Annotated in this window: 22 protein-coding genes and 2 tRNA genes; 11 read left to right on the top strand and 13 right to left on the bottom strand. The window is 69.5% G+C overall.

What is annotated here, in order from left to right; genetic code table 11:
- Positions 1-160: 160 nt before the first annotated feature.
- Together AC3IF3_RS05930 and AC3IF3_RS05925 are read left to right on the top strand one after the other, a co-directional pair.
- Positions 161-649, top strand: a complete 489-nt coding sequence (locus AC3IF3_RS05930; protein ID WP_489220103.1) for a phasin — start codon at positions 161-163, stop codon at positions 647-649.
- 293 nt (positions 650-942) lie between these two features.
- Positions 943-1,314: a hypothetical protein gene (locus AC3IF3_RS05925; protein WP_489220102.1), complete on the top strand. Its 372-nt coding sequence runs from the start codon at positions 943-945 to the stop codon at positions 1,312-1,314.
- 72 nt (positions 1,315-1,386) lie between these two features.
- On the opposite strand, the gene AC3IF3_RS05920 is transcribed toward AC3IF3_RS05925, so the two are convergent.
- The 5 genes from AC3IF3_RS05920 to AC3IF3_RS05900 form a co-directional block, all read right to left on the bottom strand.
- Positions 1,387-2,034 carry a L,D-transpeptidase gene (locus AC3IF3_RS05920; protein WP_243971412.1) on the bottom strand — a complete coding sequence of 216 codons (648 nt, stop codon included), beginning with the start codon at positions 2,032-2,034 and terminating at the stop codon, positions 1,387-1,389.
- 125 nt (positions 2,035-2,159) lie between these two features.
- Positions 2,160-2,978, bottom strand: a complete 819-nt coding sequence (locus tag AC3IF3_RS05915) for a transglutaminase-like domain-containing protein (RefSeq protein WP_489227804.1) — start codon at positions 2,976-2,978, stop codon at positions 2,160-2,162.
- A 67-nt stretch (positions 2,979-3,045) separates the two neighbouring features.
- Complete coding sequence (locus AC3IF3_RS05910) at positions 3,046-3,975, bottom strand: transglutaminase family protein (protein ID WP_489227803.1); 930 nt, start codon at positions 3,973-3,975, stop codon at positions 3,046-3,048.
- A 153-nt stretch (positions 3,976-4,128) separates the two neighbouring features.
- Positions 4,129-4,668: a response regulator gene (locus AC3IF3_RS05905; RefSeq protein ID WP_489231251.1), complete on the bottom strand. Its 540-nt coding sequence runs from the start codon at positions 4,666-4,668 to the stop codon at positions 4,129-4,131.
- 175 nt (positions 4,669-4,843) lie between these two features.
- Positions 4,844-6,016, bottom strand: a complete 1,173-nt coding sequence (locus tag AC3IF3_RS05900) for a transglycosylase SLT domain-containing protein (RefSeq protein WP_243972656.1) — start codon at positions 6,014-6,016, stop codon at positions 4,844-4,846.
- Between the two features lie 314 nt (positions 6,017-6,330).
- Between AC3IF3_RS05900 and alaS the strand changes: the two genes are divergently transcribed.
- Entirely contained in the window at positions 6,331-9,012 is a 2,682-nt protein-coding gene (gene alaS / locus AC3IF3_RS05895) for an alanine--tRNA ligase (protein ID WP_489227801.1), read from the top strand.
- A gap of 84 nt (positions 9,013-9,096) precedes the next feature.
- Here the strand turns inward: alaS and AC3IF3_RS05890 are convergent, their stop codons facing one another.
- The 6 genes from AC3IF3_RS05890 to mdeB form a co-directional block, all read right to left on the bottom strand.
- Positions 9,097-9,372 (bottom strand): hypothetical protein, encoded by a 276-nt coding sequence (locus tag AC3IF3_RS05890; protein WP_243972650.1) that lies wholly within the window; start codon positions 9,370-9,372, stop codon positions 9,097-9,099.
- 110 nt (positions 9,373-9,482) lie between these two features.
- Entirely contained in the window at positions 9,483-9,893 is a 411-nt protein-coding gene (locus tag AC3IF3_RS05885; protein ID WP_489227800.1) for a DUF2147 domain-containing protein, read from the bottom strand.
- A gap of 125 nt (positions 9,894-10,018) precedes the next feature.
- Positions 10,019-10,612 (bottom strand): hypothetical protein, encoded by a 594-nt coding sequence (locus AC3IF3_RS05880; RefSeq protein ID WP_489231250.1) that lies wholly within the window; start codon positions 10,610-10,612, stop codon positions 10,019-10,021.
- A 231-nt stretch (positions 10,613-10,843) separates the two neighbouring features.
- On the bottom strand, positions 10,844-12,562 hold the full coding sequence (gene lpdA / locus AC3IF3_RS05875) for a dihydrolipoyl dehydrogenase (protein WP_489227799.1): 1,719 nt from the start codon (positions 12,560-12,562) through the stop codon (positions 10,844-10,846).
- A gap of 11 nt (positions 12,563-12,573) precedes the next feature.
- Positions 12,574-14,007: a 2-oxo acid dehydrogenase subunit E2 gene (locus AC3IF3_RS05870; protein WP_489227797.1), complete on the bottom strand. Its 1,434-nt coding sequence runs from the start codon at positions 14,005-14,007 to the stop codon at positions 12,574-12,576.
- Positions 14,008-14,244: 237 nt separating this feature from the next.
- A complete protein-coding gene (gene mdeB, locus AC3IF3_RS05865; protein ID WP_489227796.1) occupies positions 14,245-16,920 on the bottom strand; it encodes an alpha-ketoglutarate dehydrogenase in 2,676 nt (891 codons plus the stop codon).
- Between the two features lie 440 nt (positions 16,921-17,360).
- Between mdeB and AC3IF3_RS05860 the strand changes: the two genes are divergently transcribed.
- Entirely contained in the window at positions 17,361-17,849 is a 489-nt protein-coding gene (locus AC3IF3_RS05860) for an Lrp/AsnC family transcriptional regulator (protein WP_489227794.1), read from the top strand.
- Positions 17,850-17,952: 103 nt separating this feature from the next.
- Here the strand turns inward: AC3IF3_RS05860 and AC3IF3_RS05855 are convergent.
- Both AC3IF3_RS05855 and AC3IF3_RS05850 read right to left on the bottom strand, forming a co-directional pair.
- Positions 17,953-18,028: transfer RNA gene (locus AC3IF3_RS05855), tRNA-Ala, on the bottom strand.
- Between the two features lie 149 nt (positions 18,029-18,177).
- On the bottom strand, positions 18,178-18,555 hold the full coding sequence (locus AC3IF3_RS05850; RefSeq protein WP_243972633.1) for a TIGR02300 family protein: 378 nt from the start codon (positions 18,553-18,555) through the stop codon (positions 18,178-18,180).
- 243 nt (positions 18,556-18,798) lie between these two features.
- Here AC3IF3_RS05850 and aroA point away from each other — a divergent pair, with 243 nt between their 5' ends.
- The 7 genes from aroA (at position 18,799) to AC3IF3_RS05815 (ending at position 26,030) form a co-directional block, all read left to right on the top strand.
- Positions 18,799-20,148 (top strand): 3-phosphoshikimate 1-carboxyvinyltransferase, encoded by a 1,350-nt coding sequence (gene aroA, locus AC3IF3_RS05845; protein ID WP_489227792.1) that lies wholly within the window; start codon positions 18,799-18,801, stop codon positions 20,146-20,148.
- Between the two features lie 5 nt (positions 20,149-20,153).
- On the top strand, positions 20,154-20,792 hold the full coding sequence (cmk, locus tag AC3IF3_RS05840; RefSeq protein WP_243972631.1) for a (d)CMP kinase: 639 nt from the start codon (positions 20,154-20,156) through the stop codon (positions 20,790-20,792).
- 95 nt (positions 20,793-20,887) lie between these two features.
- Positions 20,888-20,963 (top strand) — tRNA-Lys (locus AC3IF3_RS05835).
- A gap of 129 nt (positions 20,964-21,092) precedes the next feature.
- Positions 21,093-21,659, top strand: coding sequence for a hypothetical protein (locus tag AC3IF3_RS05830; RefSeq protein ID WP_489227790.1), 567 nt, complete (start codon positions 21,093-21,095; stop codon positions 21,657-21,659).
- Positions 21,660-22,468: 809 nt separating this feature from the next.
- Positions 22,469-22,771 (top strand): hypothetical protein, encoded by a 303-nt coding sequence (locus AC3IF3_RS05825; RefSeq protein ID WP_489227788.1) that lies wholly within the window; start codon positions 22,469-22,471, stop codon positions 22,769-22,771.
- 150 nt (positions 22,772-22,921) lie between these two features.
- The gene (locus tag AC3IF3_RS05820; RefSeq protein WP_489227787.1) at positions 22,922-24,400 is read left to right on the top strand and encodes a methyl-accepting chemotaxis protein; all 1,479 of its coding nucleotides are present in this window, start codon (positions 22,922-22,924) and stop codon (positions 24,398-24,400) included.
- 31 nt (positions 24,401-24,431) lie between these two features.
- Positions 24,432-26,030 (top strand): chemotaxis protein CheW, encoded by a 1,599-nt coding sequence (locus AC3IF3_RS05815; RefSeq protein WP_489220069.1) that lies wholly within the window; start codon positions 24,432-24,434, stop codon positions 26,028-26,030.
- Positions 26,031-26,041 lie beyond the last annotated feature (11 nt).

The following is a 26,041-nucleotide window of genomic DNA, read 5'->3' as shown; positions in this document are numbered from 1 at the left end:
ACTCCCCGTCGTCGCGGCGCTGGACTCTTGCGCCGACCGTCACACGTTTACGGCATGTCAACCTTAACGCCGGTGGCGCGGGTGGCATACAGTGACGAATCGGTTATTGTGCGGTGCACAAAGAGCCATCCACAGGCGTCAACATGAGAGGAGACGGCACATGAGCAATCCCCCGAACTACGAAGTCCCGGCCGAGATGCGCGACCTCGCCGAGAAGAGCGTCGAGCAGGCTCGGAAGGCCTTCGACAGCTTCATCGGTGCCGCCCGTCGCACCGCCGACACTGTGCAGGGCTCGACCGAGCTGGCCCGCACCAACGCCCGTGACGTGTCCACGCGCGGCTTCGAATACGCCGAGCAGAACGTCAACGCGGCCTTCGACCTCGCCCAGAAGCTTGTCCGGTCCCGGGACATGCAGGAGGCGATGCAGCACCAGGCCGAGTTCGTGCGCAGCCAGTTCGCCGCCATCCAGGCGCAGGCCAAGGAGTTCAGCGGCATCGCCCAGAGCGCGATGCAGCAGGGTGCCGAGCGCGCGAAGTCGGCGATGCAGCAGGGCGCCGACGAGGCCCGCAAGGCGATGGAGCAGGGGCAGGATGCGGCCAAGAACGCCGTCCACAACGCCCAGGACGCCGCCGAGCGCAGCAGCCACTAAAGCATCATCCCGAAAGGTGGTTTCCAGCCTCCGGGAAACGATGATGCGGACTTAACCGCCGGGCGCGTCGTCCGGATTTCGATATCCAGGACGATGCGCCGAGGCGGCAGACGCAGCCGGTCGTCGGGCGGCGCCCGACGTGCCGCATCCCAAGCGGCGACCCGATCTCCGGTCGCACGCCACGACGCGGCCCGTTCCCGATCCCGGGGGCGGGCCGTCTCGTTTTCGCCGGTATTGCCCCGGAGAGCCGCCCGGCGGACGGGATGGATCCGCATCGCGCGAAGGATTCCAGGATGCGCCACGCTGTCTTTGGCCGTATCGGCTCGTCTATGCCCCTCCGCCTGACGGTTGCCGCGCTGGCGCTCGCCACCGCGCTGCCCGGCACGGCGGCGCGGGCCCAGTATGTCGACGGCCCCGCCTACGGTGCTCCGCCGTCCGGCTACGAGGAGCCGGGCGACGCGCGTGGATATCGTCGGCCGCCGCGCCGGATCGAGCGGGAGCCCGTCGGCTTCAACTGCGATGCCGTGCAGCGGGGAATCACCGGCCCGAAGCCGTTCTCCTGCCCGCTCCCCGGCCCGAAGCCCCTGGGCGTGCGCTGTTTCTGCGATCTCCCGATCGCGTCGTTCAGCCCGCCGCAGACCGCAATCGGGCGGGTCGTGCCGTAAACGCGACACGGCCGCACCGTCCGGGGACGATGCGGCCACGTCGATCGAGTACGGGTCGGGGGCTCGCCCGGATCAGTTCAGAACGACGACCTTGGCGCCGACCTTGACGCGCTCGTAGAGGTCGGTGACGTCGTCGTTGGTCATCCGGATGCAGCCCGACGACACCGCCTGGCCGATCGTGTCCGGCTCGTTGGATCCGTGGATGCGGTACTCGGTCGAGCCGATATACATGGCACGGGCGCCGAGCGGGTTCTCGATCCCGCCGGCCATGTAGCGCGGCAGGTCGGGCCGGCGGGCGATCATCGCCTTCGGGGGGGTCCACGACGGCCACTCGCGCTTGGCGGTGATCGTGTTGGTGCCGCTCCAGCTGAAGCCCGGGCGGCCGACGCCGACGCCGTAGCGAAGGGCTTGGCCGTCACCCAGGACCAGATAGAGACGGCGCTCGGCGGTGGAGACCACGATGGTCCCCGGGGTGTAGGGCGCGTTGAAGGCCACGACCTCGCGGGGGATCGGCTGGACCTGCGCCTGCGGCGCGGCCTGCACGCCCTGGCCGTAGCCGGGGGCGTAAGTCCCCTGGTAACCGTACTGGCCCTGATCCGAGTAGTAGGCGTTGGAATCCTCGTTCCCGAAGGGATCGTACGACGAGGCTGCCAGGGCCGGCGTCGCGGCAAGAACAGTCGCGCCGAGGAGTGCTGCGAGTGCGGTGACCGTGGTCTTCATGGGTGGCCTGCCTGTGCGATAACCTTTGCCATTACAAGCGTGGGCATAGGCAGGCAGTTCCACAAAACCGCCAAGATTCTACGGGGCGGCGGAATACGTATCCCGGTCCGACCGTGCGAGGCGGCTCAGTCGACCTCGTCGGTGTGGACATCGAACCGCGCCAGATGCGCGTAACCGAAATTGGTCGAGATCGCGCAATCGGTGGCGTCGCGTCCGCGGGCCATGACGATGCGGCCGATCCGGGGGCAGTTGTGGCGGGCGTCGAAGGTGTACCAGCGCGGTCCCCCGGGCCCGTCGAGATAGACCTCGAACCAGGCGGAGAAATCCATCGGCGCCGGGTCCTTGGGCACGCCGATGTCGCCGAGATAGCCGGTGGCGTAGCGGGCCGGGATGTTCATGCACCGGCACAGGGTGATGGCGAGGTGGGCGAAGTCGCGGCAGACGCCCTCGCGCTGCATGAAGCCGTCATGGGCGGTGCGGGTGGCGTCGGCGCGCTGGTAGTCGAAGCGCAGGCGCTCGTGGGCGTAGTCGACGATCGCCTGGACCCGGGCCCAGCCCTCCGGGGTCGAGCCGAACAGCGACCAGGCGGTCTGCGAGAGCTTGTCGGTGTCGCAGTAGCGCGAGCCGAGCAGGAACATCAGCACCGCGTCCGGCAGATCCTGGACCGCGATCTGGCGCGCCTCCGGCACCACCGGGTCGGGCAGGCCGGTATCCTGGACCGTGATGTCGGCCGAGACCGTCAGCTGGCCGGGCGGCGCGAGGATGCGGTGGCAGGTGTTGTCGAAGACGTCCTGATACGCGCGCGCCGGGATCGGCGGATCGAAGGTGATCACATGCGGCGTCAGCACGTCGGGCATCCGCGACGGGTGAACGGTCAGCATCAGGATCATCGGGGTCGGCTGGGACATCGTGAAGGCGATATCGAAACCGGTCTTGATCTTCATCGCGGCCTTCTCACTGTGTCGCCATCCGCGCGGGCTCGCCACGCACGCTCGTTCCGGGTCCGGCAGCTCAACGCGCCGGGGTGGGCCCGGGCCCCTGACAGTCGGGTTGGGTCGTCGCCGTCGCGGCCAGCTCGACCACGTCGACCTCGACGCGCATGCCGAGATCGTCGCTGGCCAGGCCGAAGAAGGAGCCGTGCAGCGGCACCGCCTGCGCGGGGTCGCGGGTCACCGCGACGCGGATCAGGTCGCGGTTGCCGACGATGCCGTTGGTCGGGTCGAACTCGATCCAGCCGGCGCCGGGCAGGTAGACCTGCAGCCACGCATGGGTCGAGCCGCCCCCGACATGGCGCGCCCGGTCGTTGCGGGGATTGTAGAGGTATCCAGACACGAACCGCGCGGCCATGCCGAGGGCCCGCACGCCCTCCATCATCAGCACCGCGAAGTCGCGGCACGAGCCGCGCTTGCCGCGCAGGGTGGTGAGCGGGTCCTGCACGCCCTTCTCGGACCGGGCCAGGTAGGTGAAGTTGGCCCGGACGCTGCGGGTCATGGCGGCCAGCAGCTCCTGCGTGGGGACGCGACCCTGCTGCGGCAGGAAGCTGCGCGCCCAGGTATCGACCTCGTGGCGCGGGTCGGGCCATTGCCGCTCGATGGAGCGGGCGAGATCCGGCATGTCCTCGGCGCCGTAGCCGAACGGGTAGTCGGTCGCGTGCGGCGCCAGGGGGAAGACCGGCGCGTGCCCGGGCGTATGTTCGAGGGTGATGCCGGACGCGAAAGTCAGCCGCTCAGACCGGGTGTCGAAGGTCGCGACCGCGACGCAATTGCCGAAGACGTCGAACATCCAGCGCAGCGAGGCCGGCTCGGGGGTGATGTCCAGGGTCGCCTCGATCAGCCGCTGATCGTAGCTGTCCCGGGGCCGGAACATGATCCGATGCTCCCCGAAGGATACCGGCCGCCGGTACTGATAGACCGTTCGGTGATTGACGGACAGGATCGGCAAATCGGCAGTCTCCGGGCTCGTGCCGACACGTCTTTCACCACAGTGAGGCATCCACCGATGCAAGAGCCGGGCCCGTCGGGGTCCGGCCCGGTCCGCCGCGCCATACACCGGGCCGGGGAGCCGGCTTCGCGATCGCCCACGCCGCCGGGACGCTCAGACGACCGGGGGCGCCGGCTCGGCGGTCGCGCGCTCCGCCTCGACCAGCACGTCGAGGGGGCGCCAGGGCTTGGGGATGAACACCGCCTCGGGCGGCAAATCGGGTCTGGGCAGGCCATGGCCCGAGGTGACCACCAGCCGCGCCCGGGGCCAGAGGGTCGCCACCGCCCGGGCGAGCTGCAGCCCGTCCATCCGGCCGGCGAGGCGGATATCGGCGAAGACCAGGGCGACGTCGCCGCCCCGTGCCTGAAGCACCGACAGGGCTGCCTCCGCGCTGTCGCAGCCGATGACGTCGAGCTCGGTCTCCTCGAGCAGGGTCTCGGCCAGGGCGCGGATCTCGGGATCGTCCTCGACCACCAGGGCGACCTGGGGATGGGTCGCGGCGGCCGCGGCGATCTCCGCTCCGCGGCGCGCGGGCGCATCGTCGGCGGTCTGGCGGACGCGGCGGACGAGGGCGGCCAGATGTTCCGGCACACCCTCGGTGACCAAATTATCGTAGACGGACGCGAGTGTACGACCGATCTGATCGAGCGGGATACCCGGCGATAGCGTATCGGTGAGCGGCAGGGGTGCGCTCGTCTGGTGCTTTCTCAAGGACTCCCCCCGAAGTCTTCCCGCACGCCGGAAAAAACGCAGCGTACAGGGAGGAAAGTCGGCAATCCGCCGGTGGTTGCGCACCCGCAACCGAATCGCCCGCCGGCGCGCCGAGACGTTACTGGGTGGCGGTTTCCGCGTCCGCGTAGGCCATGATCCCCGACACGGCCTGCACGTTCTGGTAGCGCGACCCGCGCGCACTCATCATCGCCTCGAACTTCTCGTGGACCTGCGCCACCGAGAGGCTGAGCGGCTTGCGGTGCCGGCCCCGCCCGACGAACCGGTTCGCGGCGAAGAAGATCGAGCGGTTGGCCCGGGCCGGGCCGGGGAGCAGCGCGGCGGCGGCGGCGGCGGGCTTGTTCACCACGTTGGCGAGGAACTCGCCGGCGTCGTCGGGCCCGAGGAAGTGGGCGAGATAGACCTCGCCCAGGGACAATTCGTGCCCGATGCGCAGGGCGATGCGGGCGGCGTCGCGCTTCAGCATCTCGCCGGCCATCAAGGCGGAGAGATAGGGATCGCGGCGCAGTTCCAGCACCCGGGCGCGCTCGGCCTGATCGGTGATCACCGGCCGGTCGTTGGCATCGGCCGTGATGAGCGCAGCCTCCTTCGCGAGGCCGTATTTGGGTCCGAAATCCCGGACCACGCCGAGCCAGGTCCGCTCGATGAACTGGTACAGGCCCGTGGCCGAGGAGGTCTTGGCCTGGACCGCGGTGACGAAGCTCGATTCCTTGTCGGCCACCGCCATGAGCAGGACCGGGTCGGTCTGCACCGCCTGCGCGGCGCGCACGATCGTCTGGACGAGGTGGCGCCGGATCTTCATCGGGCCGAATTCGAGGATGTCGTTCGGGTCGCCGGCCGCGCTCTCCGACAGGAGGAAGTCGTAGGATACGCGGTCGACCGTGTTGGAGCCGATATCGGTGTCGAGATCGTGCACGGCGGCGAAGCTCGACGAGGCGCGCAGCGGCGTCCGCTCCAGCTCGTCCTCCAGCGCGACGGTATGGATGCGCGGCCGCGGCATCGTGATCTCTGTGGCGGCCTCGGCGGGCGACACGGCCGGCGAGAGGCCCACCTTGCCGAGGTCCACCCCCGACCCGATCAGGGCGGCGCTGAGGCCGCCGGCGATGAGCGAGACCGTCAGCAGCGACCGGAACAGGGCCGGACGGCTGCCATGGGCACGGCCGAGCACCGGCTGCGCGGCGATCACGTCGGCATGGCCGGAGCCGAAATGGCCGGGCGCGGAGCCCGGCTTGCCCGTGATGGTCTTCGACGATCCGACCGCGCGGCCCTGCATCGTTTTCCCGAATCCTCGCGCGCCGTTGACGGCGCCAGAGACTCAACATCGCTTGACAGATGTGGCGACAACACGGCCGCGCTTGTGGCGGCTCTGGGGCGGAGACAGGTGTTTTCGCGGCGGATACCCGGGCGCCCCTCAAAACGGAGCCCCGCCGGATCGGCGGTGAGCGCGGAGCGACAAGGACTTAGACCCCGCGCTCGAACCCCGCCCCGATTGCAACGCGATCGGGAACGGCTCTAAGAGGGCGCCATGCGGGCACCGCTTCAAGGTGAGCGGAGCCCGGTCCCGTGTTCCTGCCAGAGTCAGCCCCGATGAGCGGCGTCAACGAGATCCGGTCGACCTTCCTCGACTACTTCGCGAAGGCGGGACACGAGGTCGTACCCTCTTCGAGCCTCGTGCCGAAGAACGATCCGACGCTGATGTTCACCAACGCCGGCATGGTGCAGTTCAAGAACGTCTTCACCGGCGTCGAGCGGCGGGCCTACGACCGGGCCACGACGGCGCAGAAATGCGTGCGGGCCGGGGGCAAGCACAACGACCTCGACAATGTCGGGTACACGGCGCGCCACCACACCTTCTTCGAGATGCTCGGCAACTTCTCGTTCGGCGACTACTTCAAGGACCGCGCCATCGAGCTGGCCTGGAAGTTGATCACCAAGGAGTTCGGCCTGAAGCCGGACCGGCTCCTGGTCACCGTCTACGCCGACGACGACGAGGCGGCCGGCCTCTGGAAGAAGATCGCGGGCCTGTCCGACGACAAGATCATCCGGATCGGGACCTCCGACAATTTCTGGCAGATGGGTGATACCGGCCCCTGCGGCCCGTGCTCAGAGATCTTCATCGACCAGGGCCCGGCGCTCCAGGGCGGCCCGCCCGGCTCCCCGGACGAGGATGGCGACCGGTTCCTAGAGTTCTGGAACCTGGTGTTCATGCAGTACGAGCAGCTGGAGCCGGGGGTGCGCAACCCCCTGCCGCGGCCGTCGATCGACACCGGCATGGGCCTGGAGCGCATGGCGGCGATCCTCCAGGGCGTGCCCTCGAACTACGAGACCGATCTGTTCCGCGCGCTCATCGACGCGGTGGCGCACGCGGTCTCCCGCGCGCCGGAGCCTGCGACGCTCGCCTCATACCGGGTGATCGCCGACCACCTGCGGGCCTCCTCCTTCCTAGTGGCCGACGGGGTGCTGCCGGGCAACGAGGGCCGCGGCTACGTACTGCGCCGGATCATGCGCCGCGCCATGCGGCACGCCGAGATCCTGGGGGCGCGCGAGCCCACCCTCTACCGCCTCGTGCCGACCCTGGTCCGCGAGATGGGCCAGGCCTATCCCGAGCTGATGCGGGCCGAGAGCCTGATCGGCGAGACCCTGAAGCTGGAGGAGACCCGCTTCCGGCGCACCCTGGAGCGCGGCCTGTCGATCCTCGACGCGGAGAGCCGCGACCTCGCGGCCGGCGACAAGCTCTCCGGCGAGACGGCCTTCACGCTCTATGACACCTACGGCTTCCCCCTCGACCTGACTCAGGATGCCCTGAAGGCACGGGGTATCGGCGTCGACACCGACGCCTTCGCGGTGGCGATGCAGCGCCAGAAGCAGGCGGCCCGCGAAGCCTGGAAGGGCTCGGGCGACGCGGCCACCGAGACGGTGTGGTTCGGCCTGCGCGAGCGCCTCGGCGCCACCGAGTTCCTGGGCTACGAGACCGAGACCGCGGAGGGCATCGTCACCGCGCTGCTGCGCGACGGCGCTGAAGCCGAAAGCCTTGGATCCGGCCAGAGCGGTTTCGTCCTCGTCAACCAGACGCCGTTCTACGGGGAATCGGGCGGTCAGGTCGGCGATTCCGGGCTGATCCTGGCGCCGGGCCTGCGGGCGCGCGTCACCGACACGCAGAAGAAGCTCTGTGACCTGTTCGTCCACCACGTAACCGTCGAGGAGGGGACGCTCGGCCTCGATCAGCCGGTGGAGCTGAAGGTCGATCACGCCCGCCGCCGGGCGATCCGGGCCAATCACTCGGCCACCCATCTGCTGCACGAGGCGCTGCGGCAGGTGCTGGGCGACCACGTCGCCCAGAAGGGCTCCCTGGTGAGCCCAGACCGCCTGCGCTTCGACATCAGCCACCCGAAGCCGATCGAGGCGGAGGAACTGGCCCGGGTCGAGGACATCGCCAACGCGGTGCTGCTCCAGAACGCCCCCGTCGTGACCAAGCTGATGGCGGTGGACGATGCCATCGCGTCGGGCGCCCGGGCGCTGTTCGGCGAGAAGTACGGCGACGAGGTGCGGGTCGTCTCGATGGGCCTGCCGGTCGGCGGGGAGCCTGAGTCGAGACGGCTCAGGAACTTCTCCATCGAGCTCTGCGGCGGCACCCATGCCGTGCGCACCGGCGATATCGGGGCGATCACCGTGGTGGCGGAGAGCGCCGTCGGCGCCGGCGTCCGCCGGATCGAGGCGTTGACCGCCGACGCGGCGCGTCACCATCGCGCCGGGGAAGCCCGGACGCTGGCGGCCCTCGCCGGCATCCTGAAGGCCCCGGTGTCGGAGGCTCCCGACCGCCTCACGGCGCTGATCGAGGATCGGCGGCGCCTGGAGCGCGAGCTGGCGGAGTCCCGCCGCAAGCTGGCCATGGGTGCCTCGGAATCGGGATCGGGCGGGGGCGCGCGCCAAACCGAGATCGCCGGGATCGCCTTCCGCCGCTCGGTGGTCGAGGGCCTCGACATGCGCGACCTCAAGCCAATCATGGACGAGGAGAAGAAACGCCTCGGCTCCGGCATCGTGGCGATCGTCGCCGTGGCCGCGGACGGCAAGGCGGGCCTCGTGGTCGGCGTCACCGACGACCTGACGGCGCGCTACGACGCGGTCGGGCTGGTCCGGGCCGGTGCCGGCGCGCTCGGCGGCAAGGGCGGCGGCGGCCGCCGCGACATGGCCCAGGCCGGCGGGCCGAACGGCGCGGGAGCCGAAGCCGCCCTCGACGCCGTCGCGCAGGCCCTCACCGAAGCCGCCTGAGGCGCGTGCCCCACGTGAAAAGGCCGCCCCGTTTCCGGAGCGGCCTCGATTCAAGGGGTGGGATCGTCTGGGCCGTAGGGCGACTTACTTGCCGCCACCGCCGCCCTGCGGGGCGACCCGCGACGGCTGATTGGCATTGCCGCCTGCCGCCGAATCGTTCGAGATCGTATCGGCCGGCTGTCCGGTCGGCGAGTAGGTGATCGCCGGATCGGCACCGGTGGCATTGGACTGGGTGCTGACCACGCCCGGCGCCCCGGACGGCACGACCACCGTGGTGCTGTTCGGCGTCTCGATGACTTGAGCGGTTGCCGGCGCGATGACGGCGAAGGCGAGAACGGTGGCGAGCAAAGTCCGGGTCATGAGAATTCCTATCGGTTCCGACCCAGGCAACTTCGATAGCGCACAATCGATCCTGCGATGTTGCGACGCGGCAAAAAATCTGCGCTCCCGGCGTCGCGGGCCGCGCGGCTTCAGTTGGCCCGCGTCCAGCTCTGCCGCTTGCAGAAGACGCTCATGACGCAGCTGGAAACCTCGAGGGTGTTGGGCCCGGTGAGGCGCAGCGAGCCGGAATAGGTCTTGCCGTCGTTCGGGTTGTACAGCGAACCCGCGTAGCCCGAACCGTCCGGTTGGCGCGCGTCGAGGATCTGGACGCCGACGACGCTGCGCCCGCGCAACGCCGGGTCGGGATTCTTGGCGTCCAACGCCTTGCCGGGGGCGCTCACGATCGTCCCGCAGAACCCGCCGCCGCAGGGCGCGACGCGGATGCGCGAGCTGCCGGTCTCGGTGAGCCACAGACCCGCCGGATCGGCCGCCCGCGCCGGGCCCCCGGACGCGCCCGCCGCGAGCGCCAACAGAGCCGCAAGGCCAAGCCTCGAACGCATCCCATGCCTCCCGATGATTCTTCCCGCCCGAAGCATGATGCGGAACCCGGCGTTCCGATATCGTCAGGCGGTGACAGCGCCCGGCCGCGTGCCGCGGTGCGCGTGTCCCGGCCGACGCTTCTCCGTCAGCGCGTCGGGGTTGGCAACGCGGTGCCGAGGTAGGTCTCCACGACCTCGCAGAACGGTTGGCCCGCCCCGGTCGAGAGCACCGCGTCCACCTCGAACAGGGGATCGTCCGGACCGGACTCGGCGCCGGCGGCGCGAACCGCGACGGTCCGGCGCACCGGAGCGAGCGGGCGTACGACCCGGCCGAACGGAGTGCGGGTCCCGTCCAGCGTCGCGTTCATCTCGGGCGTCAGGCGGGCCGGAACGTACCAATTGTCGGCCTCAGACATCACGTGATCGCCGCAGACCAGGCGCACCCGGCGATAGCGCACCGGCTCCTCCGGGCCGATCGCCAACCGCGTGCGCTGCGCGGCGGTGAGCGGCTTCTCCGGCCCGGGCAGGCGCTCCGCCACAAGGTGCGGGTCGGTCGCCATCCTGTGCTCCGCGCACCAGCCTTCGAGGGCGAGCGTCGCGCTGTGGGCGGCGAGGATGCGGCCGCGCAGCCCCGCGACGAGGGTGTCCCGGCCCGTGGATTGGTCGATCGCGGCCGGTGTCTCGGCGAGGGCTTTGCCCGGGCCGCTCACCGGCAGAACAGCCAGCAGGGCCGCGAGTATGCGGGCGCGCGTGCTGTCGTCGCGGGACGCGGAATCGCCGCGACCGGGTAGATGCCCGATGGGCTTCGTCCGCGGAAAGGCTGACCCACGCCGCGACGGCAATTCCACACCGAGGCTCCTCATCGGACATGCCGGCTTCGGTCGGATAGCCCCGACCTCGGCGCGGGTTAGACGCCCGGACCGGCCCGAAGTCCACCCCACGCGCCATGCCGGGCGCGGTCGAGAAGCACCCTATCGACCGGACGAGGCGCGCGCCGCCGGCGGCAGGTCGGTGCAGAGGCCGAGCGCGACCTCCGCGGCCAGGCCGACGGTCTCGCCCAGCGTCGGATGCGGATGGATCGTCCGGCCGATATCGACGGCGTCAGCCCCCATCTCGATGGCGAGGGCGATCTCGCCGATCATGTCGCCCGCGCTCGGACCGACGATGGCTCCGCCCACAATGCGCCTGGTCCCGGCTTCGAACAGCAGCTTCGTCAGGCCGTAATCCGCGCCGTTGGCGATGGCCCGGCCGGAAGCCGCCCAGGGAAAGCGCGCCACCTCGACGCTCCGGCCCGCCGCCCTGGCGGAGGCCTCGGTGAGTCCGACCCAGGCGATCTCCGGATCTGTATAGGCCACCGAGGGGATCACCGCGGCGTCGAACCCGGACCTGTGGCCGGCGGCGACCTCGGCGGCGACGTGGCCCTGATGGACGGCCTTGTGGGCGAGCATCGGCTGCCCGACGAGGTCGCCGATGGCGAAGATGTGCGGCACTTCCGTGCGCATCTGGCTGTCGACCGTCACGAATCCCTGCTGCACCGCGACGCCCGCGGCGTCGAGGCCGAGCGCCGCCCCGTTCGGCCGGCGGCCTGCGGCCTGGAGCACGAGATCGTAGCGCGTCGCCTGCCCTTCGCCCGCCAGGGTCACGGCGATGCCCTCCGGGCCGGCCGTCGCGGCGACGACCTCGGCGCCGGTCAGCACGCGGTCGAACCGATGGACGTTGCGCTTGGTCCAGACCGCCACGAGATCGCGGTCCACGCCCTCCAGCAGGTTGGGCAGCCGTTCGACGACGTCGACCCGGGCGCCGAGCGCGCTGTAGACCGTGGCCATCTCCAGGCCGATGATGCCGCCGCCAATCACCAGCAGCCGGCCCGGCACGAAGGGCAGTTCGAGCGCCCCCGTGGAATTCACGATGCGCGGATCGTCCGGAAGCATCGGCAGGGCGACCGGCGACGAGCCCGCCGCCACGATGGCGCTGGCGAAGGCGAGGCTCGTCTCGCCGCCCGCGTGCAGCGCCACCGTCACCGCGTTCGCCCCGGTGAAGCGCGCGGTCCCGCGGATCACCGCGACCTTGCGCTGGCGCGCCATCTGGGCGAGGCCGTCGGTGAGGCGGCGCACGGTGCCGGCCTTGAAGTGGCGCAGCTTGTCCAGATCGATCGTCGGCGCGCCGAAGCTGACGCCGTGCGCGGCGAGGCGCTGGGCCTCCTCGGTGACGGCCGCCACGTGCAGCAGCGCCTTGGACGGGATGCAGCCGACATTCAGGCACACGCCGCCCAGCGTCGCGTCGCGCTCCACCAGGATCACCCGCCGCCCGAGATCCGCGGCCCGGAAGGCGGCCGCGTAACCGCCGGGGCCGCCACCGATCACCAGCACGTCGCACTCCGCCTCCGCGGTTCCCGCCGTCGCGGGCGCTGCCGTGGCCGGTATCGCTGGGGCCTCACCGGTGACCGCCTCCACGGCGGCGATGCGGGCGACCAGGGTGCCAGCCGAGACCGTGTCGCCGAGGCCCACCAGCATCTCCACGAGCCGTCCCGCCACCGGCGACGGGATGTCCAGGGTCGCCTTGTCGGATTCCACCACCAGCAGAGTCTGGTCCTTGGCGACGGCTTGGCCGGGCGACACCGGAATCTCGATCACCGGAACGTCGGCATAGTCCCCCAGATCGGGGACGCGGATCTCGTGAGTCTCGGGCATGGTGGCGTCGATCACAGCAGGGCGCGGCGCAGGTCCGACAGGACCGACGCGATGTGGCCGAGGAAGCGGGCGGCGGCGACGCCGTCGACCACGCGATGGTCCCAGGACAGGCTGAGCGGCAGGATCAGCCGCGGCTGGAAGGCGTTTCCGTCCCAGACCGCTTCCGTGCGTGAACGGGCCGCGCCCAGGATCGCGACCTCTGGGGCGTTGATGATCGGGGTGAAGCCGTCGCCGCCGATGCCGCCCAGCGACGACACCGAGAAGCACCCACCCTGCATGTCCGTACCCGAAAGGCTGCCGGCCCGGGCCTTGTCGGCCAGCGCCGCCATCTCGGTGGCGATCGTGATCAGGCCCTTGCGGTCGCAGTCGCGGACCACCGGGACCATCAGGCCCTTCGGGGTGTCCACGGCGAAGCCGACATGGACGTACTCCTTGAGGACGAGGTCGGAGCCCTCCAGGGAGGCGTTAAAGCGCGGATAGGCCCGCAGGGCGAGGGCGGCGGCCTTGATCAGGAAGGCCACCATGGTGACCCGCACCGGCGGCGTGCGCGTCTCCGCGTTGAGGCCGACCCGGAACGATTCGATCTCGGTGACGTCGGCCCGGTCGAAATTGGTGACGTGCGGGATCGTCAGCCAGTTGCGGCTGAGATTCGCCCCCGAGATCGTCTGGATCCGCGACAGCGGCTCCCGCCGCACCGGGCCGAATTTTTCGTAATCCACCGTCGGCCACGGCGGCAGGAAGGCGCCGATCCCTGAGGGCGCCGCTGATGTCTGGGCTGGGGCCTGGAGCGCCGCCTTGACGAAGGCGTGCAGGTCCTCGCGCAGGATCCGCCCCTTGGGGCCGGTGGCGGGCACCCGGGCGAGGGTGATCCCGAGTTCGCGGGCGAGCTGGCGCACGGACGGGCTGGCATGGACCTCGCCCGACGTGACGGGTCGCTGATCGTCGTTCGACGGCTGGGCCGGGGGAAGGCTCGCTCCCAACATGCCACGCGCGCTCCCTCCCCCCTCTGCGGGGGAGGGTGGCCCCCGAAGGGGGTCGGGAGAGGGGAGCGCGGTATCCGGAAGAGTCACGACAGGTGTGAAACCCGCATCGTCGCGCTGCCCCTCTTGCGGGACTTCGTCCCGGCCCCCCCTGCTGCGCAGGGTACCCTCCCCCGCAGAGGGGGGAGGGGGAGGGGGAGGCGCGTCGACCGTTTCGCCGCCTTCCGCCGGCTCGACCATGAGAATCGGCGTGCCCTCCGAGACCTTCGAGCCCACCGCGACCAGCAATTCCCGCACGGTGCCGGCGACCGGGGAGGGGACCTCCATGGTCGCCTTGTCGGATTCGATGCTCAGGATCAGGTCGTCCACGGCGAGGCGGTCGCCCGGCTTCACCAGGAGTTCGATCACCGGCACGTCCCGGTAATCGCCGATATCCGGGAGGGCGATCTGCAGTGCGGCGCTCATGCGGGCGGGTTTCCGTGGCTTGTCTTGGGTGGAGTGGTTTTTGGGGGCGAGGTCCGGGGCCGGGCCGCGCGGCGTTCGTTCGCGCTCTAGCCTCTGTCCCACCCACACCCTCATCCTGAGGTGTGAGCGAAGCGAGCCTCGAAGGAGGGCTCCAGGGATCGCGCGGCCAGCTGGAGGGCTCCTTCGAGGGCTCCGCTTCGCTCCGCCGCCTCAGGATGAGGACGCGGGTTGGATGTCTTAGATCGTCCAGGGCGCCGGCGTGTCGGCGTCGATCCCGTAGCGCCGGATCGCCTCGGCGACCGTGGCCCGCGGCACCGTGCCGGCCTCGGCGAGGGCGTGCAGGGCGGCCACCACCACGTGCTGCCGGTCCACCTCGAAGAAGCGGCGGAGCGCATTGCGGGTGTCGCTACGGCCGAACCCGTCGGTGCCGAGCGTCACGAACCGGGCGCCGACATAGGAGGCGATCAGCTGTGGGTAGGCCCGGACGTAGTCGGTCGCCGCCACGACCGGCGTCGCGCCCGGGAGCAGCGCGGCCACGTGGCTCACCGGGGCATCCGCCTCCGGGTGCAGCATCGCCTGCCGCTCGGCCTCGCGGGCATCGCGTGCCAACTCGCTGAAGCTCGTGACGCTGAACACCTCCGCGGCGACGTCCCAATCCTGCGCCAGCAGCACGGACGCGGCGATCACCTCGGGCAGGATCGCGCCCGAGCCGAGGAGGCGGATCGCGGCCGGCCCGGTCTCCGGTCCGGACAGGCGGTACATCCCCTTGAGAATGCCGGCCTCAGCCCCCTCCGGCATGGAGGGCTGGGCGTAGTTCTCGTTCATGGCGGTGAGGTAGTAGAAAGCGTCCTCGCCCTCTTCCATCATCGCCCGGGCGCCGCGATCGACGATCACCGCCATCTCGTAGGCGAAGGCCGGATCGTAGGCCCGGCAGTTCGGGATCGCGGCCGCCGCGAGGTGGCTCGACCCGTCCTGGTGCTGCAGGCCCTCGCCGCCGAGCGTTGTGCGGCCCGCTGTGGCGCCGATCAGGAAGCCGCGCGCCCGCTGGTCGGCCGCGGCCCAGATCAGGTCGCCGACCCGCTGGAAGCCGAACATCGAGTAGTAGATGTAGAACGGCAGCATCGACAGGCCGTGGACGCTGTAGGCGGTCGCCGCCGCGGTCCAGGACGAGATCGCCCCGGCCTCGGTGATGCCCTCCTCTAGCAGCTGCCCGTCGCGGGCCTCGCGGTAGTAGAGCATCGAGCCGGCATCCTCGGGCTCGTAGAGCTGCCCCTCGGGGGCGTAGATCCCGACCTGCCGGAACAGGTTGGCCATGCCGAAGGTGCGCGCCTCGTCGGCGACGATCGGGACGACGCGCGGCCCGAGATCCTTGTGCTTCAAGAGGTTGCCGAACAGCCGGACCACCGCGGTGGTGGTCGACATCTCCTTGCCGGCCGCCTCCAGGGCGAAGCCCGCATAGGTCGAGAGCGGCGGCACCGTCACGGTCGGCGCCGTGCGGCGGCGGGCCGGCAGGACGCCGCCCAGCATCTCCCGGCGCTCGCGCAGGTAGCGCATCTCGGCGCCGTCCTCGGCCGGCTTGTAGAAGGACAGGCCCTCCACCTGCGCGTCGGAGAGCGGCAGGGCGAAGCGGTCGCGGAAGGCGCGGAGCGCATCCACGTCGAGCTTCTTGGCCTGGTGGGCGGTCATGCGCGACTCGCCCGCGCCGCCCATGCCGTAACCCTTCTTGGTCTTGGCCAGGATCACGGTCGGCCGGCCCTTGGTGGCCTTGGCGGCGGCGAAGGCCGCGTAGAGCTTGCGGAAATCGTGGCCGCCGCGCTTCAGGCGGTCGACATCGGCGTCCGACATGTGCGCGACGAGTTCGCGGACCTCCTCATCCTCCCCGAAGAAATGGGCGAGGTTGTAGGCGCCGTCCTTGGCGCCGAGCGTCTGGTACTTGCCGTCCACGGTGTCGGCGAAGCGGCGCAGCAGGGCGTGGTTGGTGTCGCGGGCGAAGATCGCGTCCCACTCGGAGCCCCACAGCACCTTGATGACGTTCCAGCCGGCCCCGCGGAACAGGCTCTCCAGCTCCTGGATGATCTGGCCGTTGCCGCGCACCGGCCCGTCCAGCCGCTGCAGGTTGCAGTTGATGACGAAGGTGAGATTGTCGAGCTTCTCCCGCGCGGCGATCGCGAGGCCGCCGATCGATTCCGGCTCGTCCATCTCGCCGTCGCCGAACACGCCCCAGACGTGCCGGGCGGCGGTGTCGGCCAAGCCCCGGTGGCCGAGGTAGCGCATGAACCGCGCCTGGTAGACCGCGTGGATCGGGCCGATGCCCATCGAGCCGGTCGGCACCTGCCAGAAATCCGGCATCAGCCAGGGATGCGGATAGGAGCACAAACCGTCGCCGGCGATCTCCTGGCGGTAATGCTTCAGCTGCTCCTCGGACAGGCGGCCCTCCAGGAAGGCCCGGGCGTAGATGCCGGGGGCCGAATGCGGCTGGAAGTAGACGAGGTCGCCGTCCGCGCCGCCCTTGAAGAAGTGGTTGAACCCGACCTCGAACAGCTCGGCCGCCGAGGCGTAGCTCGCCACGTGCCCGCCGAGCTCGCCGTAGGCCATGTTGGCGCGCACCACCATGGCGAGCGCGTTCCAGCGCATGATCGAGGTCAGGCGCTCCTCGATGTCGAGGTCGCCCGGGTAGCGCGGCTGCTTCTCGAGCGCGATGGTGTTCCGATAGGGCGAATAGGGCAAGGCCTCGTCGAGGATGCCGATCTCCTTCGAGCGCCGCTCCAGCCGGTCGAGGATGAAGCGCGCCCGCGCCGCGCCCTCGGTGCGGAACAGCGATTCGAGGGCGGCCAGCCAATCCTGGGTCTCGGCCGGATCGTGATCGACCTCGGCGGAGCGTGCGATCGTCGTCCTCGGCGGTATGGCGTTCATGGGGCAGCTCCCGGCTTTTCATCGGAGCATACGGGTTCGGACGCGGGGCGACATGCCGAATTTTTGTCGTGCGGGGCTGGTGATTGGCATGGTTTGCCCAGTTCGCCGCTGAAACTGGTACATTCTGCCGGCCGCGCGACCCGCTCTGGGCCAACCACGCGGTGGAGGATGTCCTGCGACCCAATCGTCGGTCTTCGAGACGGCTCACCGTCGGATCGTTCGGTGCCTCGTCGCACGCCGTCACTGCGCGCGCAGCGAGGCCACCCGGTGCGCCGCGCGATCGCCAACCGTAGCGCTGCCCCAGGTTGGTTCGCTGCGCGCGCAAGGAGGGTGGGCGCATGCGGAAGGGGACGTCCTCCTCGATCGGCACCACCAAAAGCTTTCCTTCCATCCGGCGATCAGCGGCATGCTATGCCCGTCGCAAACCGGAGAACGAAAACGTGGTCTCCCGACCGGCCCATCTGGACGCCGCCAGCCTCCGCATCCTCGAACGGCTGCAGCAGGACAGCGAGATCAGCATCGCCGATCTCGCAGAGCAGGTCGGGTTGTCGACCTCGCCCTGCTGGCGCCGGGTCAACGACCTGAAGGAGGCCGGGATCATCCGGGGCTGCGTCGCGGTGGTCGACCCGTTGAGCCTCGGGCTCGCGGTGAACGTCTTCGTCCACGTCTCGCTGGAGAAGCAGACCCAGGCCGCGCTCCAGGCCTTCGACGAGGCGGTCCGCAGCCGCCCGGAGGTGATGGAATGCTACCTGATGAGTGGCGAGGCCGACTACATGCTGCGGGTGGTGGTGGAGGATCTCGGCCAGTACCAGCGCCTGGTGCTCGACCACCTCACCCGCATCCCGGGGGTGGCCAATATCCGCTCCAGCTTCGCGCTGGGGCAGGTGAAGTACACGACGGCACTGCCGCTCGGTCACCTGACGCGGTGATCCGACGACGCCCGCGCGATCAATCGCGGGGCAGGGCGGCGGACATCATGAGGATTGGGGCGCGCGTAACGCCCGATCCGGACACGACGCGCTGAAGGGAGGATGGTGGAGCCTAACGGGATCGAACCGATGACCTCTTCCATGCCATGGAAGCGCTCTCCCAGCTGAGCTAAGGCCCCACTTTCATCCGCCGCGGTTTGGGTCCCGCGGGGCCTCGCCGTCCGGCTGTCGTCCGGCGAGGCCGGTTCTATAGGCGGCTCGCGCCGCGGACTCAACCCCTTTTTTTCGTCTCGGTCGGGGTGTTTTCGGAGGCGGTGCGGAGACCGCCTCAGCTCTCTTCGTCGTTCTCGATGTCGCCGTCGATGAGGTCCGCGACGTCGTCGTCGCCGGCATCCTCCTCCTCGAGGAAGGTATCGTCCTCGGCGGCATCCCCGTCTTCGACCGTCTCGTCCTCGGGTGTCGGATCCGCCTCGTCCTCGGCGGCCTCGACCTCGTCGAGCGAGACCAGCTCCGGACCCTTCTCGTCGGTCTCTTCCTCATCGTCGTTCGACGCCCGCGACACCACCGGCGCCGCAACCCGGCTGGTGGCGGCCGCCTGGTAGACCGCCCCGCATTTGGGACAGACGGCGGGGTCGCGGGCGAGGTCGTAGAACTTCGCGCCGCAGCTCATGCATTGGCGCTTCAAGCCAAGTTCCGGTCGGGCCACGGGCGGACACCTCGTCGTCACTACTATCTCGGGGGAGGGGCCCCGTTAGTCGGGGGCGCCGCCCCTGTCAATCGAACCCGCGCGACCGAATCCCGGGCGGCGGGCTCGTGGGGGATCCGATGGATGACGTGCGACGGTGCGCGTGTTAACCGCACCGCGGTTTCACGGTCCGATTGCAGCGGCGCGGCGATCCCGCGCGACGCGCCGGACCCCAGCCCACCGTCGAGCCCGATCGGACGTCCCGTGTCTCACGATTCGCCTCCCGAACCCCTCACCGCCGCACCGGGCACGCCCCTCCGGGGGCGGCTGCGTCCGCCGGGGGACAAGTCAATCTCCCATCGGGCGATGATCCTCGGCCTGCTCAGCGAGGGCGAGACCCGGGTCGAGGGCCTGCTCGAGGGTGACGACGTGCTGCGCACCGCCGCCGCCGCCAGGGCGCTGGGGGCCGGAGTCGAGCGCCTCGGCGCGGGCCGCTGGCGGGTGCGGGGCGTGGGCATCGGCGGGCTGTGCGATCCGGCCGACGTGCTGGATTTCGGCAATGCCGGCACCGGCTCCCGGCTGATGATGGGCGTGGTCGGCGGCCAGCCGGTCACCGCGACCTTCGACGGCGACGCCTCCCTGCGCTCGCGCCCGATGCGCCGGATCCTCGACCCGCTGACCCGCATGGGCGCCCAGGTCCTCGCCGAGGCCGAGGGCGGGCGCGTGCCGCTGACCCTGCGCGGGCTCAAGGAGGCGATCCCGATCACCTACGAGACGCCGGCCGCCTCGGCGCAGATCAAGTCGGCGGTGCTGCTCGCCGGCCTCAACGCCCCCGGAACCACCACGGTGATCGAGGCGGCGGCGACCCGCGACCACACCGAGCGGATGCTGCGCCTGTTCGGCGCCGCGGTCAGCGTCGTGCCGCACGGGCCCGGCGGACACGGCCGCAGCATCGCGCTCACCGGCCAGCCGACCCTGCGCGGGACCGACGTGGTGGTGCCGGCCGATCCGTCCTCGGCGGCGTTCCCGCTCGTGGCGGCGCTGATCGTGCCGGGCTCCGACGTGGTGATCGAGGGCGTGATGATGAACCCGCTGCGCACCGGCCTGATCGCCACGCTGCTCGAGATGGGCGCGCAGATCGAGCGTGTGGCCGAGCGCGACGAGGGCGGCGAGACCGTGGCGGATCTGCGCGTGCGGGCGAGCCGCCTGACGGGCGTCGACGTGCCGGCCGAGCGGGCGCCCGCGATGATCGACGAGTATCCGGTCCTGGCCGTGGCGGCGAGCTTCGCCGAGGGCCGGACCCGGATGAACGGCCTGCACGAGCTGCGTGTCAAGGAATCCGACCGGCTCGCCGCCGTGGCCGCGGGCCTCGCGGCCAACGGCGTCCGCCACACGGTCGCGGGCGACGACCTCGTGGTCGAGGGGGACGGCACGGCACCTGCAGGCGGCGGCACCGTGGCGACGCATCTGGATCACCGCATCGCGATGGCGTTCCTGGTCATGGGTCTCGCCACGCGGGACCCGGTGACGGTGGATGACGGGGCGATGATCGCGACGAGCTTTCCGAGCTTCCTGCCGACCATGCGGGCCCTCGGCGGCCGGATCGAAGGGTGAACCGCATGCCCCTCGTGATCGCGATCGACGGCCCGGCCGCTTCGGGCAAGGGTACGCTGGCCAAGCGACTGGCCGACCATTACGGCCTGCCGCATCTCGACACCGGCCTGCTCTACCGCGCCGTCGCTCTCGCCCTGATCGATGCCAGCCTGGCGCTCGACGACCACGGTGCGGCGGCCCGGGCGGCGCAGGCCCTCGATCCGGAGAAGCTCGACGACCCGCGCCTGCGCGATCGGGCGATGGGCGAGGCGGCCTCGCGGATCTCCGCGGTCCCGGAGGTCCGGGCCGGCCTCCTGGCCTGGCAGCGGCGCTTCGCGGCCGATCCGCAGGGCGCGGTGCTCGACGGGCGCGACATCGGCACGGTGGTCTGTCCCGAGGCCGAGGTGAAGCTGTACATCACGGCCTCCCCGGAGGAACGGGCGCGCCGCCGCCACCGAGAACTGTCCGGCCGCGGCGACACCGCGACCTTCGCGGCGATCCTGGCCGACATCGAGGCCCGCGACGCGCGCGACGCCGCCCGGGCCGCGGCCCCGCTGCGCATGGCCGGCGACGCGGTGCGGCTCGACACCACGGACCTAGACCCGGACGCCGCCTTCGACGAGGCGCGCGGCATCGTGGAGCGTGCGCGGGGCGGCGCCCGCTGAGGGTTCGTCCCCGGCCTCGTGTTGACCCCCCGGTCCCGCTCACCTATTGCGAACGCGCCGTCCCCAGCGACCCGCCGCAGGCGTATCGGGGGCGCGAGCGCGTAGCTCAGCTGGTAGAGCAACGGACTTTTAATCTGTAGGTCTTGGGTTCGAACCCCAACGCGCTCACCAATATATTCATGGACTTATCTTGTTGCGCGAGGCGACCACCAGCGTCTCGAGCAACGTTCCGGGTAACAAGGGTGTTCTGATATCCTTGATCCACCTCGGTATTGGCGCGGTCTAAAGGCGTTGGGCAGCATGCATGCGGCACTCGAATATGTAACAAATTCGAAAGAACTTTTATCCGCGCTTTTAACAGCATTCCTGTCTGGTTCAGGTTTTCTATTACTACGAATATTTGCCGCTAAGCCCGAGCTCCACTACGCCATGGTGCACAGCTCACACTTGCTTCCCAGGAATGATCAAGGTCAAGCTTTTTCTGTATACTCAGCGGATTATATGTTTTTCAATGTTGGTCGTCAGATATGCGAATCGGTAGAGTTTGTATTCAATTTTCCGCCGCAGCATTTCGAGATTTTTCCACATCTTGCTTATACAACACATAGGAATCCTGATAACAGGATAATTGTTAGCATAGGGTCTCTGAATCCTGGCGAAAATTTTCGAGTTCGAATGTTAAATTCCCTGGCTGAGCTGCCGGCGATCACCAATGTCAGGTTCAAAGGTGGCCCAGGCAGGCTTATCTTTATGGAGCAGCAGAAAAGACATTCCAGATTAATCCGATTTTCTGTGGTGTTATTGCTCTTAGTCGGTATCATGGCACTGATTTACGCACCAATTCGTCTCGCTCAAGGTTTGTTCTGAGTCTGGCCCTCGAGGCCAACATGACTAGTTGATCTGTAGGTCTTGGGTTCGAACCCCAACGCGCTCACCAAACAGGTCGCTGAGATCGCCGCAGAGCCCGCTTTGGCTGTCGGTCGCCGGCTGTTCCCGCCTGCCAATTCTGACGCCTTGATTGGCAAACTCGGTCCGTGACGGACCCGAGGCGTGCGGCCGCGGCGGTTGCGCTGGGCCTCCTCCTGTCCGCTCCCCAGCTCGTGCATCGCGGCCCGTGGGCTGCCGCTCACATCGACGCCAAGGGCTTCCGGCCCGTCCCGGTCACGGTCTGATCCAGGTCCCGTCTCGCCGTGCCCCTTTTATGTTCAAGGGCGGTGTCGCGGACCGGATCGGGCGCAAGGTCTCGCCGGGGCCATTCCTGCGAGATCGGATTGGGCCTCCGCCGACTCTTCGGTTCTACGGTTAATCGATCTGATGATTTGCGGTCATCATCGATTTACGCCGCATAGGTCCCATTGAATAGATTGAATAGCAAGTGGATCTATATGATAATTGGCATTCGATAGACATTACATGATCCTCATGAGCAAATTTGGTCCATAAAAATATCTTGTGCAGGGGCAGTTTTTGAGTATACTAGAGTTGTCGTAAACTAACGGTCAATACTGAGTTGCACATATTGCTCATTGGCTGTTGAAATACATATTCTTTAGGGAAATATTGCAGATGATTGCTAAAAACCGCAACATGACAATCAGATGACATATCAAGAAAAGCGAACCGACCCCTGTCCAGGGGCAGAAAACCCTCAGATCCAGGCATAAGGCGTCGACACCATGGCTCTCGCGAAGAAATCCGCCGTCCACTCAATGCCGGCCCCGGCCGCCCCGCGGGACAGGGCGCCGGCCGTCGCGGGGCGGTCGCACCTCGCCGCCGAGGCGGAGAAGCGCAAGGCCCGAACCTTCGCGCGCCAGCAGAAGGCCGCCGAGCGGATCGCCTCGGCCACCGCCGAGCTGTCCAGCGGGATCGCCGAGGCGGCAGCCGCGGCCGAGGAGCTGCGCAAGGCCTCCGAGCAGATCGGCGTCGGCGCCGAGGAGGCCGCGGGCGCCGCCCAGGAGACCATGAAGGCGGTGAACTAGGGCGCGGTCCTGATCCAGGCCGCCAAGGAGAATGCCGGCACCTCCCTGCGCAAGACCGAGGCCCTGTCCGGGCTCATCGTCGAGACGGCCGCGCAGATCTGCGCGACGGTCGGGGCCATCGCCAAGGCGTCCGAGCGCCAGGAGGCCTCGGTGAAGCTGGTCGAGGAACTCGACCGGCAGGCCAGCGCGATCGGCGAGATCGTGAAGGCCGTCGCCCGGATCGCCGACCAGACCAACCTGCTCGCCCTCAACGCCGCCATCGAGGCGGCCCGGGCCGGCCAGCACGGCAAGGGCTTCGCGGTGGTCGCCGACGAAGTCCGGACCCTGGCCGAGACCAGCGAGAAGTCCGCCCGGGACATCCAGGAACTCGTGGCGCAGATCCAGGCCGACGTGAAGGTCGCGGCCGACGGGATCAGCCAATCCGCGGTCTCGGCCCGCGGCGAAGTCGAGAAGGGCCGGACGGTGACCGCCCAGCTCGAGCGGGTGCGGGGCAACATGGCCGAGATCATCGACGGCTGCGGCGAGCTCGCCCGGGCCGCCGACGAATCGGCGACCGCCGCCACGGAGGCCCAGAAGGGCGCCGAGATCATCGCGGCCGCGGCCGAGGAGCAGAGCGCGGCCTGTCAGGAGGCCGGCAAGATGGTGGAGCAGCAGACCACCGCGCTGTCGCAGAGCGAGGACGCCGCCCAGGAGCTGTCCGGCCTCGCCGAGGAACTCAAGAACAGCACCAATATCGGCAAGAGCGCCGAGGAGGTCGCCTCGGCCGCCGAGGAGCTCTCCAGCGCCGTCGAGGAGATCAACCGCGCAGCAGGCCAGGTCACGATCGCCCTCGACGAGATCACCAAGGGCGCGCAGCAGCAATCGGCCGCGACCCAGCAATCCTCGGCGGCGATCGCGCAGATCGAGCGGCGCGCCCAGGTTACCCAGACACTGGCGGGCAACGCCGTGGAGAAGGCCCAGGGGATCTCGGAGCTGCTGATCGAGAACAAGAGCCTGGTTGACGCGATGATCGACGGCCTTGAGCAATCCGTCGAGGCCGGCCGCGTGAGCCGCGACCAGATCGCGTCCCTCGAGCAGGTCAGCCGGCGCATCGACAAGATCGTGGACGCGATCACCACGGTCTCGATCCAGACCAACATGCTCGCGGTCAACGGCTCGGTGGAGGCGGCGCGGGCCGGCGAGTTCGGCAAGGGCTTCGCCGTCGTGTCGACGGATATCCGCAACCTCGCCCGGGATTCCGCCGAGAACGCGGAGCGGATCAAGGACACGGTCAAGACCATCCAGGACACGATCGTGTTCGTGCGCGGCGACCTTCAGGAGATCGCCGACAGCGCCGCCGTCGAGGTCGAGAAGAGCGGCGCCATCTCGCGCAACCTCGACATCGTCGTGAAGGACATGGTCGAGGTGCTGTCGGGCAACCGGGAGATCCTGGCCGGCGCCGACGGCATCACCCGCATGGTCCGGGAGGTCCAGACGGCGATCGAGCAGGTCGCCGCCGCCGCCCAACAGGCGGCGCGGACCTCCGCGGAGGCCGGGATCGCCGCCGGCGAGCAGGGCAAGGGCGCCGAGCAGCTCGCCGCCGCGATCGAGGAGATCGCCTCGCTCGCCGACGAGCTTCAGGCTGCCTGAGCCGAACCGCCCGGAGAGCGAGAGACCGACCATGGCAAACGCAGCAGCTCAGGCAGTGCAGGCGCCGGATCCCGGGTTCACGCCCGATCCGGCCGACGCCGCGGCGCGGAGCGACGAGGTGGACGGCCGCGGCGAGGCCCGTCAGTTCGTGATCTTCCACGTCGAGACGGAGATGTTCGCCGTCGCGCTGGCCGACGTGCAGGAGATCATCCGGATCCCCGAGGTGGTGCGGGTGCCGTTCAGCCCCGCCTCGCTGCTGGGGCTGGCCAACCTCCGCGGCACGGTCCTGCCGGTGCTGAACCTGCGGGACGTGTTCGCCTTCCCGCCCGTGCTGAACGACGATGCCACCCGGGTGGTGGTGCTCGACCAGGGCCATCCGATCGGCCTGGTGGTCGACCGGATGGCCAACGTCGTCACGGTCGATCCCGACCGGATCGAGCCGACCTCAGCGATCGAGGGCAGCGTCGACACCGCGCTCCTGACCGGGATGATCAAGGGCGACGACGGCCGGTCGATGGTGATGATCCTGGACGCGGCCCAGCTCGTCAGTCGCGAATTCAGCCAGATCGCCGCCAAGACCCGCCGGGCCGCCGGCCAGGTGCAGGCCGCCGACGCGGATTCGTCCGCCCGGGCCGAGATCCAGGCCGACGAGGATCAGCTCGTGAGCTTCGAGGTGGCGGGGCAGGAATATGCCTTCCCGATCGAGCGGGTGCAGGAGATCGTCCAGCTTCCCGAGCGCATCACCCACGTCCCGAATGCGCCGGCCCACGTGCTCGGGGTCATCACCCTGCGCAACCGCCTGCTGCCGCTGGTGTCCTTGCGCGAGATGTTCGGCCTCCAGGCCAAGGCGTTCAGCGAGACCAACAAGGTCGTGGTGGTGTCGCTCGGCGACGGCGGGACCCTGTCGGTCGGCGTCGTGATGGACAGCGTCAAGGAGGTGCTGCGGGTCAGCCGCGACCTCGTCGAGGCGATGCCGGCCCTGCTGTCGCAGGACGGCGGCATGGACGAGATCCAGGCGATCTGCCGGCTGCAGGAGGGACGGCGCCTGGTCTCCGTGCTGTCGGTCGAGACGATGTTCGACACCACTGAGCTGCGCAAGCTGGCCGCCACGGAGAACGAGGGCATGCGTGCCGACGGACGACAGGACGGGGACGAGCGCCGGGACGCCGCCGACGAAGAGCAGTTCGTGGTGTTCCGCCTGATGGGCGAGGAATACGGCGTGCCGATCGAGGCGGTGCAGGAGATCGTCCGCGTGCCGGACGAGCTGACCCGGATCCCGAAGGCGCCGTCCTTCGTGGAGGGGGTGATCAACCTGCGCGGCGTCGTCCTGCCGGTGGTCGACCAGCGCCGCCGCTTCAACCTCGCCGAGGCGGAGCGCAACGACCGTCAGCGGATCATGGTCTTCACCGTCCGGGGCGTCCGGACCGGCTTCATCGTCGACTCCGTCTCCGAGGTGATGCGGATCTCCGCCAAGGCCATCGGCGACGCGCCCAACCTGTCGGACGCGCAGCAGCGCCTGATCCGGCGCGTGGCCAATCTGGAGAGCCAGAAGCGCATGGTCCTGCTCCTGGACACGATGCAGCTCCTCGACACCCAGGAAGCCGCCGCCGTCCGGCTCACCACCCATTGAGCGCAGGTCCG

The sequence above is a fragment of the Methylobacterium sp. J-118 genome (assembly GCF_057836565.1).
Note: the sequence above shows the minus strand (reverse complement) of the source record. Positions and strands in the feature narration are given on the sequence as shown.

What these genes read in the sequence shown, in the direction of transcription:
- AC3IF3_RS05825 (WP_489227788.1), top strand. Translation starts at nt 22,469, where the DNA reads ATGGCTCTCGCGAAGAAATCCGCCGTCCACTCAATGCCGGCCCCGGCC.
- AC3IF3_RS05830 (WP_489227790.1), top strand. Translation starts at nt 21,093, where the DNA reads ATGCATGCGGCACTCGAATATGTAACAAATTCGAAAGAACTTTTATCC.
- AC3IF3_RS05815 (WP_489220069.1), top strand. Translation starts at nt 24,432, where the DNA reads ATGGCAAACGCAGCAGCTCAGGCAGTGCAGGCGCCGGATCCCGGGTTC.
- mdeB (WP_489227796.1), bottom strand. Translation starts at nt 16,920, where the DNA reads ATGAACGCCATACCGCCGAGGACGACGATCGCACGCTCCGCCGAGGTC.
- AC3IF3_RS05920 (WP_243971412.1), bottom strand. Translation starts at nt 2,034, where the DNA reads ATGAAGACCACGGTCACCGCACTCGCAGCACTCCTCGGCGCGACTGTT.
- AC3IF3_RS05885 (WP_489227800.1), bottom strand. Translation starts at nt 9,893, where the DNA reads ATGCGTTCGAGGCTTGGCCTTGCGGCTCTGTTGGCGCTCGCGGCGGGC.
- lpdA (WP_489227799.1), bottom strand. Translation starts at nt 12,562, where the DNA reads ATGCCCGAGACTCACGAGATCCGCGTCCCCGATCTGGGGGACTATGCC.
- AC3IF3_RS05925 (WP_489220102.1), top strand. Translation starts at nt 943, where the DNA reads ATGCGCCACGCTGTCTTTGGCCGTATCGGCTCGTCTATGCCCCTCCGC.
- AC3IF3_RS05900 (WP_243972656.1), bottom strand. Translation starts at nt 6,016, where the DNA reads ATGCAGGGCCGCGCGGTCGGATCGTCGAAGACCATCACGGGCAAGCCG.
- AC3IF3_RS05930 (WP_489220103.1), top strand. Translation starts at nt 161, where the DNA reads ATGAGCAATCCCCCGAACTACGAAGTCCCGGCCGAGATGCGCGACCTC.
- AC3IF3_RS05890 (WP_243972650.1), bottom strand. Translation starts at nt 9,372, where the DNA reads ATGACCCGGACTTTGCTCGCCACCGTTCTCGCCTTCGCCGTCATCGCG.
- AC3IF3_RS05870 (WP_489227797.1), bottom strand. Translation starts at nt 14,007, where the DNA reads ATGAGCGCCGCACTGCAGATCGCCCTCCCGGATATCGGCGATTACCGG.
- cmk (WP_243972631.1), top strand. Translation starts at nt 20,154, where the DNA reads ATGCCCCTCGTGATCGCGATCGACGGCCCGGCCGCTTCGGGCAAGGGT.
- alaS (WP_489227801.1), top strand. Translation starts at nt 6,331, where the DNA reads ATGAGCGGCGTCAACGAGATCCGGTCGACCTTCCTCGACTACTTCGCG.
- AC3IF3_RS05915 (WP_489227804.1), bottom strand. Translation starts at nt 2,978, where the DNA reads ATGAAGATCAAGACCGGTTTCGATATCGCCTTCACGATGTCCCAGCCG.